General features: G+C 63.4%; 10 protein-coding genes and 1 tRNA gene. 3 read left to right on the plus strand and 8 right to left on the minus strand.

Annotated features, from left to right (window positions below):
• Positions 1–110: 110 nt before the first annotated feature.
• Positions 111–1,391 (minus strand): 4-aminobutyrate--2-oxoglutarate transaminase, encoded by a 1,281-nt coding sequence (gabT, locus tag BM186_RS11140; RefSeq protein ID WP_074915313.1) that lies wholly within the window; start codon positions 1,389–1,391, stop codon positions 111–113.
• Between the two features lie 140 nt (positions 1,392–1,531).
• Positions 1,532–2,983, minus strand: coding sequence for an NADP-dependent succinate-semialdehyde dehydrogenase (gabD, locus tag BM186_RS11145; protein WP_074915314.1), 1,452 nt, complete (start codon positions 2,981–2,983; stop codon positions 1,532–1,534).
• 346 nt (positions 2,984–3,329) lie between these two features.
• Between gabD and BM186_RS11150 the strand changes: the two genes are divergently transcribed.
• Together BM186_RS11150 and BM186_RS26285 are read left to right on the plus strand one after the other, a co-directional pair.
• Positions 3,330–3,406 (plus strand) — tRNA-Arg (locus BM186_RS11150).
• 109 nt (positions 3,407–3,515) lie between these two features.
• Entirely contained in the window at positions 3,516–3,707 is a 192-nt protein-coding gene (locus tag BM186_RS26285; RefSeq protein WP_139183718.1) for a hypothetical protein, read from the plus strand.
• A gap of 15 nt (positions 3,708–3,722) precedes the next feature.
• Here the strand turns inward: BM186_RS26285 and BM186_RS11155 are convergent, their stop codons facing one another.
• Positions 3,723–5,147: an HD domain-containing phosphohydrolase gene (locus BM186_RS11155; protein ID WP_074915316.1), complete on the minus strand. Its 1,425-nt coding sequence runs from the start codon at positions 5,145–5,147 to the stop codon at positions 3,723–3,725.
• A gap of 101 nt (positions 5,148–5,248) precedes the next feature.
• On the opposite strand from BM186_RS11155, the gene BM186_RS11160 reads away from it, so the two are divergent.
• Positions 5,249–6,022, plus strand: coding sequence for an alpha/beta fold hydrolase (locus BM186_RS11160; protein ID WP_074915318.1), 774 nt, complete (start codon positions 5,249–5,251; stop codon positions 6,020–6,022).
• Positions 6,023–6,091: 69 nt separating this feature from the next.
• Here the strand turns inward: BM186_RS11160 and BM186_RS11165 are convergent, their stop codons facing one another.
• From BM186_RS11165 to BM186_RS11185, 5 genes are all read right to left on the minus strand, one after another.
• Positions 6,092–7,675 carry an aldehyde dehydrogenase (NADP(+)) gene (locus BM186_RS11165; RefSeq protein ID WP_074915319.1) on the minus strand — a complete coding sequence of 528 codons (1,584 nt, stop codon included), beginning with the start codon at positions 7,673–7,675 and terminating at the stop codon, positions 6,092–6,094.
• A gap of 454 nt (positions 7,676–8,129) precedes the next feature.
• Positions 8,130–9,500, minus strand: coding sequence for an exopolysaccharide Pel transporter PelG (gene pelG, locus BM186_RS11170; protein ID WP_072423603.1), 1,371 nt, complete (start codon positions 9,498–9,500; stop codon positions 8,130–8,132).
• Positions 9,500–11,026 (minus strand): GT4 family glycosyltransferase PelF, encoded by a 1,527-nt coding sequence (gene pelF, locus BM186_RS11175; protein ID WP_074915321.1) that lies wholly within the window; start codon positions 11,024–11,026, stop codon positions 9,500–9,502. Before pelF ends, pelG begins: the two co-directional genes overlap by 1 nt.
• Positions 11,023–12,012, minus strand: coding sequence for a HEAT repeat domain-containing protein (locus BM186_RS11180; protein ID WP_072423605.1), 990 nt, complete (start codon positions 12,010–12,012; stop codon positions 11,023–11,025). Before BM186_RS11180 ends, pelF begins: the two co-directional genes overlap by 4 nt.
• Positions 11,990–13,357, minus strand: a complete 1,368-nt coding sequence (locus BM186_RS11185) for a PelD GGDEF domain-containing protein (protein WP_093048012.1) — start codon at positions 13,355–13,357, stop codon at positions 11,990–11,992. The genes BM186_RS11180 and BM186_RS11185 overlap by 23 nt, the downstream gene beginning before the upstream one ends.
• Positions 13,358–13,362: the final 5 nt, after the last annotated feature.

Raw genomic sequence — 13,362 nt, forward strand, 5'->3', positions numbered from 1 at the left:
GGTAAAACGATCATTTTACCTCGTCAACCAATTATCGGGTATCAGACAAAAAAAGACCCGCACAGGGCGGGTCTTTTCATCAGCACGCAAAGGCGTGCTCAGCGTCCGGCTCAGGCCAGCTCGTCGAAGCACTCAGCGACGATGGCGATGCCTTTTTCCAGTTGCGCGTCAGGGATGGTGACGGGCATCAGGAAGCGGATGACGTTGTAGTAGGTGCCGCACGACAGCAGGATCAAGCCCTTCTCGCGCGCACGGGCGACGATCTTGCCGACCAGCTCGGCAGCCGGCTTGCTGTGGTCGCCGCCTTCGAACAGCTCGATGGCGACCATAGAACCCAGGCCACGCACGTCACCGATCACCTTGTGCTTCTCGGCGATGGTCTTCAGGCCGGCCTTGAGCTTCTCGCCCACGGCGTTGGAACGCTCCAGCAGCTTCTCTTCATCGAACACCTTGAGCACGGCCAGGGCCGCGGCGCAGGCGATCGGGCTGCCGGCATAGGTGCCACCCAAGCCACCGGGGGCGATGGTGTCCATGATCTCGGCCTTGCCGCACACGCCGGAGATCGGGAAGCCACCGCCGACGGACTTGGCGAAGGTGGTCAGGTCCGGCACCACGCCCAGTTGCTCGGTGGCGAAGAAGGTACCGGTGCGGCCGGCACCGGTCTGCACTTCGTCAGCGATCAGGAGGATGCCGTGCTGGTCGCACAGGGCGCGCAGGCGCTGCATGAAGGCCGGCGAGTTGACGTAGAAACCACCCTCGCCCTGCACCGGCTCGATGATGATGGCGGCGATGTCCTGCGGCTGCGCGTCGTTCTTGAAGATGCGCTCGATGCTGGCGATGGACTCGTCCTCGCTCACACCGTGCAGCGGGCACGGCGCCTGGGCGCGGTAAACACCAGCCGGCATCAGACCCATACCGGCGGAGTACGGTACGACCTTGCCGGTCAGCGACAGGGTCATCATGGTGCGGCCGTGGTAGGCGCCGGTGAAGGCGATCACGCCGGCGCGGCCGGTGGCAGCGCGGGCGATCTTCACGGCGTTTTCCACGGCTTCAGAGCCGGAGGTCACCAGCAGGGTCTTCTTGGCGAAGTTGCCCGGCACGCGCTTGGCGATCTCCTCGCAGAGCTCGATGTAGGGCTCGTAGGCCAGCACCTGGAAGCAGGTGTGGGTCAGCTTGGTCAGTTGCTCCTGAACGGCAGCGATCACCTTCGGATGCAGGTGGCCGGTGTTCAGCACGGCGATACCGCCGGCGAAGTCGATGTACTCGCGGCCTTCGACGTCCCACACGGTGGCGTTCTCGGCGCGCTCGGCGACGATCGGGTGGATCTGGCCTACACCGCGCGGTACGGCAGCGGCACGGCGTTGCAGCAGGGATTCGTTGGTCTTGCTCATGGTGTCCTCATGGTCGTCCCCGGCGGGAGGTCGGTTCAGCATGCGATGATCGACTGAACCGAGCCCGCGAGGGACTCAATAGGGTTACGACTTACAACCGGGGCGCCGCACGCTCTTTCGCACCTTGCCCCGTCTTGGCATCAGATGCCGCCCAGGCACATGTACTTGATCTCGAGATAATCCTCGATCCCGTACTTGGAGCCTTCGCGGCCCAGGCCGGAAGCCTTCACGCCGCCAAACGGCGCGACTTCGTTGGAGATCAGGCCGGTGTTGATGCCCACCATGCCGTACTCCAGCGCCTCGGCCACGCGGAACACGCGGCCCAGGTCACGGGCATAGAAGTAGGAGGCCAGGCCGAACTCGGTATCGTTGGCCATGGCGATCACCTCGGCCTCGTCCTTGAAGCGGAACAGCGGCGCCAGCGGGCCGAAGGTCTCTTCCTTGGCCACGGCAGCGGTTTTCGGCACGTCCACCAGAATGGTCGGTTCGAAGAAGGTGCCACCCAGGGCATGCGGCTTGCCGCCCAGGGCCAGCTTGGCGCCCTTGTTCACCGCGTCGGCGATGTGCTCCTGGACCTTGGCCACGGCCTTCTCGTCGATCAGCGGACCGGTGGTGGTACCGTCTTCCAGACCGTTACCGATCTTCAGCTTGCCCACGGCAGCGATCAATTTCTCGGCAAAGGCATCGTAGACACCATCCTGCACGTAGATACGGTTGGCGCAGACGCAGGTCTGGCCGTTGTTGCGGTACTTGGAGATCAGCGCACCTTCGACAGCGGCATCCAGGTCGGCGTCGTCGAAGACGATGAACGGCGCGTTGCCGCCCAGCTCCAGCGATACCTTCTTGATGTCCTGCGCGCATTCGGCCATCAGTTGGCGACCGATCTCGGTGGAGCCGGTGAAACTCAGCTTGCGCACGATGGGGTTGCTGGTCAGCTCGCCACCCACTTCGCCAGCGCTGCCGGTGACCACGCTCAGCACACCTTTAGGAATACCGGCACGCTCGGCCAGCTCGACCAGGGCCAGGGCGGAGAACGGGGTCTGCGAAGCCGGCTTGATCACCATGGTGCAGCCAGACGCCAGCGCCGGGCCGGCCTTGCGGGTGATCATCGCCGCCGGGAAGTTCCACGGGGTGATGGCCGCAGTGACGCCGATCGGCTGCTTGATCACGATCAGGCGCTTGTCCGGCTGGTGGCCAGGGATCACGTCACCGTAGACGCGCTTGGCTTCTTCGGCGAACCACTCGATGAAGGAGGCGGCGTAGGCAATCTCGCCCTTGGCTTCGGCCAGCGGCTTGCCCTGCTCCAGGGTCATCAGGCGACCCAGGTCGTCCTGATTTTCCATCAGCAGCTCGAACCAGCGGCGCAGCTTGTTCGCGCGCTCCTTGGCGGTCAGCGCACGCCAGGCCGGCAGCGCCTTCTCGGCAGCCTCGATGGCGCGGCGGGTTTCAGCTCGGCCCATCTTCGGAACGTGGCCGATGATCTCGCCAGTCGCCGGGTTGTTCACGGCAATGGTCTGACCGCTGTCGGCGTCCAACCACTGGCCATCGATATAAGCCTGTTGGCGCAGCAGCTGGGGGTCTTTCAGTTGCATGGCAGTCTCCTTCAGTTCCGACACCCGGGCGTCGGCGTAAGTCGTTGGAGTCACGGGCAGAGCCCGCAGGCCGAAATTGAGCCGTGCGGGGCCTGGTAATGGATTCAGAGCCGTTGAACGTGCGAGGGTTCAGAATGACCGAACACGCCGTTTGAAATCTCAAACGAATCCTAGGATCGGCAAGGGTAAAGGGCAATAGGTGGCCGGGCAAAAACCTTAAAATAATGGCAGAAACTTCTGAAATACAGGTTCTGGCAGCCAGAAAGTGTAAAGTCCGTTCTGAATAATGCACACTCATGCAGAATGGACGCTAACCGCCGAGATGCGTATGATTGCGCCCCGCAACGCACTCGTAGCTCAGCTGGATAGAGTACTGCCCTCCGAAGGCAGGGGTCGTGGGTTCGAATCCCGCCGAGTGCGCCATTTTAGAAGCCCGTCAATGTGCGGGCTTCTGCGTTTCTGCGCTTCCCTCAGCCTTACCTCGAGTGTTATTACCGCCTAGGATGAGCGCCAGGCAATGGGGGGAATACGCATGGATATTCTGCTACTGATCGCCGCCGGATTCGTGGTGATCTTCATCTATTCGTGGCGACGCTCAAGGCCCAGACAACCTCCGGGCAAAAGGAAGCGCAGCGGCCTGACCGGACAGGACTCCGGCTCAGGTTTCAGTGACGGGGGCTTCGACTACAGTGGAGGCGGCGATGGCGGCGGTGGAGGTGATTGATCCACCGGCCTCGCCTCAGATCACCCCCAAGGTCAGCGCCTTCAAGGTTGCCGCCGCGCGCGTCGAACACTGCAGCTTGCGGAACACGCTCTCGACGTGGGTGCGCACCGTGCTCGGGCTGATGCCCAGGTCGCGCGCCACTTCCTTGTTGCTGGCTCCGCTGCTGATGCGCTGCAGAATCTGCGTCTCGCGTTCGCTGAGCAGGCCGTTGCCGGGTTTGCTGACCAGTGGAGCCTGCTCGCCATGCGCGGCGCTGATCACCGCCTGGCAGGCGCGTGGGTCGAAGCGCCCCTGCTCGGCTTCATCCAGCAATACGTGGGCGGCCTGCTCATCGCTGAAGGCAGCGCGCCAGGGGCGTTCGCCACGCAGCGCCAGCCAGGCCAGCGCGGCGCTCAGCAGACGGTGTTCGGCCTGTAGGGCGTCGCCACTCAATGAGCGGAAATAGCCGCTGCCATCCAGTCGTTCGTAGGCATGCGCAGCCAGTTGTCCGGCTTCGTTCAGGCCGCCGATCTGGCTGCAGGCGCGGTGCGTCCAGTAGGGCACCAGGCGCACCGCTTCGAGATCACCATCGAGCAGCGGGCCGGGCGTGCTCCAGATTCGATTGGGCACGGCCGCCCGGCCCAGGCCATGGATCAACGCGGCCTTGGCCAGCAGTTCGATACGCGCTTCGGGCAAGCCCCAGAGACGAGCAGCGTCGCGCACCAGGCTCGCGGCCTGGCGTGAATAGCCGGCCAGCCAGGGCAGTTTGAGGTCGATCACGTCACCCACCAGGGTCAGGGAAACCTCCGACCCGCCGACAGGCTGCGCGCCCTCGGGTATGCGCAGCGCTTGCAGCCAATCCGCTGCATGGCGGCTGAGCAGGTCGACGAGAGCAGCGGGATAACGACGATCACCCTGCGCGCCGATCCACTCCAGCGCCGCGTCCAGGCCGTGGGCCCGCGATAGAATTTCCAGATCGCCCGCCAACACGACCTGATACACCACCGGCGGGACATCGGGGTGGCGTAGGCCCAGCGGGCGGCCGCTACCGTCGAAGCACTCGAAGATATGGCGCAGACCTCGCTCGACTTCCACGCCCAGCGCCAGGGTGCGGGCGATATCGCCGGCAATCTCGCAATGCACTTGGGCCAGCGGCGTGGTACGCAGCATGGCACGTTGGCCGGCGGCATCCAGGGTTTGCGCCAGCATGGCGCGGCGGCCGCCGACGTCGTCACCGAGCAGACGCATGAAGCCGTCGGCGTTGGCGGTACAGCCGGACCAGCGCAACAGCGCCACCTGCCGAGCTGCATCGATTTGCGCCTGATCACCGCCACCGGCCTGTACCAGCCATTGCGCCAGGCGCGCGGTACGCCGCGACTGATCGATGGGCTGGCCCATGCTCAGATCGCCGACCATGGCCAGTGCCAGCATGACGTCTTCCAGCGCGACGGCGTCATTCACCTTGCAGCTCTCCTTTATTTGCAGGCCTCGGATAAACGACCGATACCGGGACACCGGCGCATTATCGACACTGAACTCCCCCAAGCACAGGAGATTCAATCATGTTCAATACCAAGCCGCTGATCCTCGCCCTCGCCATCGCCAGCCCCTTCTTCGCATTCAATGTCCAGGCCGCCGACGCCAAGCCTTCGGTAGTTATCGTTCACGGCGCCTTCGCCGACGGTTCCGACTGGGCCAAGGTCGTGCCGCTGCTGCAGGATAAGGGCATCAAGGTTACCGTGGTGCAGAACCCGCTGACCTCGCTGGCCGACGACGTCGCGGCCACCCAGCGCGTGCTGAACAATCAGGATGGCGACGTGGTACTGGTCGGCCACTCCTGGGGCGGCACGGTGATCAGCCAGGCCGGTAGCGACGACAAGGTGCGCAGCCTGGTCTATGTCGCGGCTTTCGCGCCGAATGCGGGCCAATCCACCGGCGAGCTGTACGGCGGCTATCCCACCGCGCCGGGCTCGAGCCAGATCGCGGCCGACAAGAACGGCTTCCTCTACCTGACGCCACAGGGCATGGCCGCCGACTTCGCGCAGGATCTGCCTGCCAAGCAGACGGCGATCATGACCGCCACGCAGGGCCCGATCCGCGCGGCGGCGTTCGATGACCGCACCAGCGTCGCGGCCTGGAAGCAGAAGCCGTCCTGGTACCTCGTCGCCAGCGACGACCGCATGATCGTGCCGGAAATGCAGCGCGACTTCGCCAAGAAGATCGGCGCGCAGACCACCGAGGTCGCCGCCAGCCACGTGCCGCAGCAGTCTCGCCCGAGCGATGTGGCCAAGGTGATCATCCAGGCGGTGGAGAAAACCCAGGCCGCTGCCAAATAAGGACGCAGCCGCCTGAATGAAAAATGCCGCACCCTAACGGGTGCGGCATTTTTCGTTGCAGCGTGCCGATCAGCTCAGCGCGTCACGACTGTGCACGCCGTCGACCAGACGCTGGATACCCAGCGGGTTAGCGTTCTGCAGCGCCTCCGGCAGTACCTCGTCCGGGTAGTTCTGGTAGCAGACCGGACGCAGGAAGCGGTGGATCGCCAGGGTGCCGACCGAAGTACCGCGAGCGTCGGAAGTCGCCGGGTACGGGCCGCCATGGACCATGGAGTCGCAGACTTCCACACCGGTCGGGTAACCGTTGAGCAGTATGCGGCCGGCTTTGACTTCCAGCAGCGGCAGCAAGTCGCGGAAGGTGGCGAGGTCTTCACGCTCGGCGATCAGGGTCGCGGTCAGCTGGCCGTGCATGCTCTGCAGGGCACGGGTCAGCTCGGTGCTGTCGGCGACTTCGACGACGATGGTGGTCGGGCCGAAGACTTCTTCCTGCAACAGGTGGTCGCCTTCGAGCAGCATGCTCACGTCGGCCTTGAACAACTGCGGTTGCGCCTGGTTGCCGGCCTGCTCGTTGCCTGCCAGGCGGCTGACCTTGGCATGGCCGCTCAACTGCGCCACACCGTTGGCGTAGCTGCGCAGGGTGCCGGCGTTGAGCATGGTCTGTGCCGGTTGCGCGCCGATGGCGTCGGCCAGGCCGGCGACGAAGTCGCTGAACTCGGCGCTGCGAATGCCGATGACCAGGCCCGGGTTGGTGCAGAACTGGCCGCAACCCAGCACCACGGAAGCAGCCAGCTCCTTCGCCACGGTGGCGCCACGCGCCTTCAGGGCGCCCGGCAGGACGATCACCGGGTTGACGCTGGACATCTCGGCGAACACCGGGATCGGCTGCGGACGGGCAGCAGCCATGTCGCACAGGGCACGACCGCCTTTCAGCGAACCGGTGAAGCCGACGGCCTGGATGGCCGGGTGCTTGACCAGAAGCTCGCCGACACCGCCACCAAAGATCATGTTGAACACGCCCTTGGGCATGCCGGTTTTCTCGGCCGCGCGGATAACCGCATCGGCTACGCACTCGGCAGTAGCCATATGGCCGCTGTGCGCCTTGAACACCACCGGGCAGCCGGCGGCCAGGGCCGACGCGGTGTCACCACCGGCGGTGGAGAAGGCCAGCGGGAAGTTGCTGGCACCGAACACGGCAACCGGGCCGACACCGATCTGGTACTGACGGATATCCGGACGCGGCAGCGGCTGGCGATCCGGCAGGGCGCGGTCGATGCGCGCACCGTAGAAGTCGCCACGGCGCAGCACCTTGGCGAACAGGCGCATCTGGCCACTTGTACGACCACGCTCACCCTGGATGCGGGCAGCCGGCAGTGCGGTTTCGCGGCAGACCAGGGCAACGAAGTCGTCACCGAGGGCATCGATCTCGTCGGCGATGGCTTCGAGAAACTCGGCGCGGCGCACGGCCGACAGGTTGCGATAGATCGGATAAGCGGCAGCGGCAGCCTGGGCGGCAGCGTCGACTTCTTCCGGCGTGGCCTGGATGAAGGTGTACGGCAGCGCTTCACCGCTGCTGGCGTCGAGGCTCTTGTGGAGGGCGGTGCCGGCGGCGCGGCGCTCACCGCCGATGTAATTGTGGCCAGTCAGACTCAGCATGGCGTTCTCCTGTCAGTGGATGGCGAACAAGGCGCCACCGGGACATTGAATGAGACCCGGCTGCGGTGCCGGGATCCACAACCGCCTGCGCAGTTGTAGGACGTATGATAAGTGACAACTTATCCTTTTGTCCTCCCATACGAACGTAGAAGCCGGGCTTAAGTTGAAAATCTTTTTCGGGAATCCGCGGCGGGCCGTTACAGGTGAGCGCGTTCATCACGCAGAAGAGCGGCAGGTGCAGCAGACGAGGGGGCCGACCAGCAAGGCGCTGACTCAGCGCTCGAACCTGTTCGATCGGCAGATCAGGTATGGATAGGGATCACCCAGTCAATCGACTACAGCGCCCGTCACCAGAGGACGTGCATGACTCGCTGACCACCAGAAGCAGCAATACGCACTGCGCGATGGTGAGCCGGGGATCCCCGGCTCACGTGAAGGTCTTGCCCAGCCGCCATCAGCGGCTGAGCATGAAGGTTTCGAACTCGAGATCGTCCAGCGCCTCGTTGAGACGATACAACCCCAGGAGCACGCACAGCAGCAGCGACAGGGTGAAGCCATAGCCGAAGAATGTCGGGCCAAGCATCTGGCTGAACAGGGTCAGCGCACCGTTTGCCAGGACGAAGAGAACGCAGAGTTCGAGGACGATGGCGCGCTTGTCCAGATAGAAGAACACGTTGAGCAAGGCCATGAATACCACCTGAATGCTCACGCCGATCACGTCGATATAGAACAGCGGCAGGTAGTAGTGCGAGATGCCGAGCCAGGACAACAACTGCGGCGCCAGCAGAAACAGCAGAACCAGGGTCAGCCCCTGGACCTTGCAGATTTCCATCAGACCCTGGCGAATCGCCAGGATCATCTGCTCCTTGAGCCAGCCGATGTGCTGCAGGGTTTCCCCGCCGCGGATCGCGTCATAGACCCGCTCGTACCACTCGGCGAAGTCGGTTTCGATACGTACCAGAAACACCGCCATGCCGGGGATGATCGACAGATAGGCGAGGAAGATCGGCAGGTCATAGAGGATCGATGCGCGCAATGGGCCGATCACGGCTTCGGAAGTCGAGGGGTTGAACCAGAAGATGAACTTGTCGATCCAGATACCCAGGTTGTAGCACAGCCCTGTCAGCAGCAGGCTGCCGAATACCTGACGGCGCTTGAGGAAATCGAACGCGACCAGGCGCTCGGCCGGGTACTCGCGAAGGATGTCGAAGAGGAAGATGAACAGCAGGCTGGAGTGACCGATCAGCAGGCCCAGCAGCAGGCCGTCGATATTGAGAAAGCGCAGCAGATAGGCCGAGGCGACCATCAGCGAGTAGCCGAGGAACATCACGCCGAGAATGCGGTTGTAGGCCTTCATCCCCGACAGGAAGATGATCACCAGCCACAGGTTGCACAGCACCACGAAGTTGGCCATCACCAGCAGGCGATAGGAAAACGACTGATCGAACAGCAAGCCCAACACGCAGATTGCCAGCAGCCCCGAGACGATCGTTACCAGCAGCAGTATGCCCACCAGGTTGGGCAGGATCAGGTCCAGGCGTTTCTCGAACAACCGGTCGGAGACGAAGCGGGTGAAGAACAGCTGCAGCCCGCCGGTGAGAATCAGCGACGTGGCCATCAGGTAGGTCACGGTGACCAGGAACTGGCCGATCAGCGTTTCCGGCAGCACCGCCCCCAGGCTCAGTACACCGATGAGCATCACGCTGATGATCGACAACACCCAAGGGCCGGAACTGATCAGGCCGGCATACAGGTAGGCGCGCATCGTCGATGTATAGGAGTCCTTGGACAGGATCTTCCTCAGTTCAAAGCCTATACCCGCCATTACGCGCTCTCCGTGCCTTCGCGATACAACTCGCGATAGCGCGCGAGCATCAGTTCTTCGGTGTAGTAACGCCGCACACGCTCAAGGCCGACAGCCTGCGCAGCCTTCCAGCGCTCCGGGTTGCGCAACAGCGAGAGAATGGCGCGCGAGGTGGCCTGCGGGTCGGCAATTGCTACCACCTCCCCCGCCGTACCGAGCTGGCGATCCTCCTGCGTGGAGCCTTCGACCAGCTCGCGACACGAGCCGACGTCACTGGTCACCACTGGCGTGCCGGCCGCCCAGGCCTCAAGTACCACCAGCGGCTGCGCCTCACTGATCGACGTCAGCACCATCACGCCCAGTTGCGGTACGACTTCGCGCACCTGGCGGAAGCCGAGAAAACGCACCTTGTCCTGCAGCCCCAGGCTGGCCACCAGGCTGTGGCACTCGGCCGCGTAATCCGGATCTTCTTCTTCCGGCCCGACGATCCAGCCCTCGGCTTCGGGTATGACGCTGACCACACCACGGATGGCGCGGATGAAGGTTTTGACGTCCTTGATCGGTACCACCCGCCCAACCAGGCCGGCCACCGGCGGCACGCCTTCTGGCCGGCTGAGCAGCGCCTGATCCCAACTGGCCAGATCGATGCCATTGGGAATGACCCTAGTACGCTCCTCAGGAGCGCCATCGAGAACCTGACGCCGCCTGTTGCCCTCGTACAGCGCGATGATGGAGTGCGCAGATCGGTAGGTGATCAGCCCAATACGCTCGAAGAAGCGGATCCACAATCTACGGATGTAGCTGACCTCCGCATCGAGGCCGGTGCTCAGGCGCTCGTCGGGGCTTTCGGCGATCCAGCCCGCCTGCGCCAGATCGATCTTGCGTTCCTTGGTATAGATACCGTGCTCGCTGAGCAGGTAGTAACAACCCCAACGGCGCTGCAATACGCTGCCCAACATGCCCGCATATCCGGTAGAGATGGAATGCAGCATGCGCGCGCGCGGTAGCGTTTTGGACACCTCCGCAAGCATGAACAGCGGCGCCTGCATGGAGCGCAGCGTCCAGAAGTAATTGACGAACGACGGATCGGCGCAATGCTGGGTATAACCATCGACGATGGCGTCCCAGCTGGCACGACTTTGCAGGAAGGCCTCACGGCCGATGCGTCCGGCAGCCAGGGTATCGACGAATGCATCGCCCTGCTCAGTGCTGGGTTCCTCCGGGTTGTGCAGGAAACGGTGCACATCCAGCATCAGCTCGGCCAGCTCAGCGCTCGCACGGGTACTGGTGGTGGGAATCGAACTCCAGGAGTCTTCGAGGAAATGCTCCTGAATGTGCACCACGTTGTCCGGGATAGCGTAATGGCGCTTGCCGTAGGCCTCCTTCTGACCGCCGATGAACAGCACCGAGAAAGTCAGCTCAGGCAGCCCCAGGATCAGCTGGTTGATCCAGCTAGACACGCCCCCACGCACATAGGGCCAGGTCCCCTCTAGCAACAGACAGACATCGACGCTCTGTACGTCAGGAACAGCGGATTTCTCACTCATAACCAGTATCTTGCCAAAGCCGCGAAGGGGGGACGTTGCAACAGCTCGGCCGGCATCGTCGCCAACATGTCTGGAATTTCCTCATAGCGTTGACGCAAAAACGCGATCTCGGCCCGATACGGCGCCAACTGCACCGCATCCATCCCGGCCTGTGCCGACTGGTCGAACTGCGCCAACGCCTCGTCGAGATTGCCCTGCTCCATGGCGATACGCCCGGCCAACAAGTGCAGCTCACCACCCGAGTTGCCCTGCAGCGCCGCCATCACATGGCTCCAGGCCTGCTGCAGCACGTGCTCCAGAACACTGCCCTGGGCCAGGCCGACATAGGCAAGCTCCCAGTACCAACGCGCCAGTTGCCCATGCAGGGCGAACTGGCGGTCCGTGCTGGCGCTCTCCATATCTGCCAGAGCGCGCTCGATACGCTGGTTGATTCGGCTTTCACGCTGATCGAGCATCGAGTAGGCCAGCAAACGCACGTCGTCAGATGGATCGCGCAGCGCCAGCTTGAGAATCGGGATGGCCTCCTTGCTGCGCATGCGTCGTGTGGCGAAGATCGCCGTCAGGCGCTGATCGGGGTCACGCGCATGACGCAACACGTCCTGAAGGCCACCATCGCTGAACATCAACTCCTGCTTGCGCTCACGCGGTCGGAAAGGCAGCTCGGGAACGGCGGTCGCCTCCCAAGACTGCACCTTGCGCTTGCGCGGCAAGTAGAGGGCGGGAAACAACGCCAGCGCCACGCCGATCATGCCGATCAGGGGGATGAAGAACGAGATGCTGAAAATGAACAGCAGGCTCCAAGGCAAGGGGTAGCGATAGCGGCGCGGCAGCAGCAGCCAGATCCCGGCAGCCAGCATCGCACTGCCCAGGCCATGCGCGGAGGCATAGAGCAACGCGGCCTGATGAATCGGGAGATCGCTGACCGCACTGGCCCAGCTCCCGACCTCGAGCAGCGCAGCGCCGCTAAACAGCCACTTGCTGATCATTCAATGCGCACTCGTTGAAGAGGAAGTGTCTCAAGGCATCCCGCTCATCACCGCCCTCGAACAGGAACTGGTGCATCTGCACCCCCAGCGAATCAAGATCTCGGCCCTGGCCAAAACGTTCTGCGAAAAGCTGCCGGATACGCACCAGGTATCCCTGCGCGCCCTCACCCGAGGTCAGCGGCAGCAGCACCAGCACCAGGCGACTGCCGCGCCCGTTGACGACCTTGAGCTGGACATCAAGACCGCGCTGGCTGCCTTCCAGCAGGCGCTGAACCTCTTCTCCATTTTCCTCGGAGAGTTCGAACGCATACAGGCTGGCCGGCAGGTCGTGGTCGCGCGCATCGGACAGCGAGCGCTTGAGCAGTTGCGAGTAGTGCTGGGCATCGGCATCTGGCAATTGCAGAGCCTGCGCATCGCTCATCAACAGATCGGCAATGTGCCCGGCGAGAATCGCCAGCAGGCTGAAACTGCGTTCATGGAACATGAAGAACGGCATCTGCTGAATCGCCAGCACGGCCAGAATGCGGTCTTCGGTATCGATCAGCGGTACACAGACCTGCAACGCGGAATGCCGGACGCCTTCGCCACGATCCAGCACCTCGGAGCGCACACTGACCAACTCACCGCGCTGCAGGCACTGGCGCAACAGCACATCGTTGCCGTTCAGTTCGCCCATTTCCCCCAGTGTGGCCAAAGGCCGAGGGTCGACTTGAGCGTTGTCCGTGACCCGATAGAGCCCTGCCACTCGCAATGAGCCGTATTGGGCAAGCAGGGAGATGACCGTATCGGCCAGGGTCTTCAGGGCGTCGCGATCACCCGGCAAGGCACGCAGCTGTTCGCGCAAGCTGAGCAGTGAGCTGCGCAAACTCTGATCGTTGCCCGCTACACGTTGCTCCAGGCGATCATGCGAGATGCGCAGAATATGGTGGGAGCGGGTGAATTCATCGAGCCGCAGCTGGCGATACTCGTTGGCCAGACTGAGCCGCTCGAGGCGGCGCTCCCAGATGTCGCGGAACTCTCCGACCAGCATGCTGCAGAGCAACATGCCGACGATGAAGGACGCCGGGATGTCCAGATAGAGCGCCCACCCCGACAGCCGAAACACGAACAGCGCAGCAATCAGCAATGCGGCGCTGAACAGCCCCTGCAGGAATCCGTAACGAACGCCGAGCAGGATCGGTACGAGAATCATCCAGGGGAACGACGCCACCACGAGCAGGGGGTCGTCCGGCGATAGCCAGTAGCCGAAACCTAGGGCGAGGAGGCTCAGCAGACAGGTTTCCCACCAGGAAACACGGCCACTGGCCCTCGGCGCAAGAATGAAATCCTTGTGGGCAGACTGCATCGTCA

It is taken from the genome of Ectopseudomonas toyotomiensis, from assembly GCF_900115695.1.
Taxonomy (GTDB): Bacteria; Pseudomonadota; Gammaproteobacteria; order Pseudomonadales; family Pseudomonadaceae; genus Aquipseudomonas; species Aquipseudomonas toyotomiensis.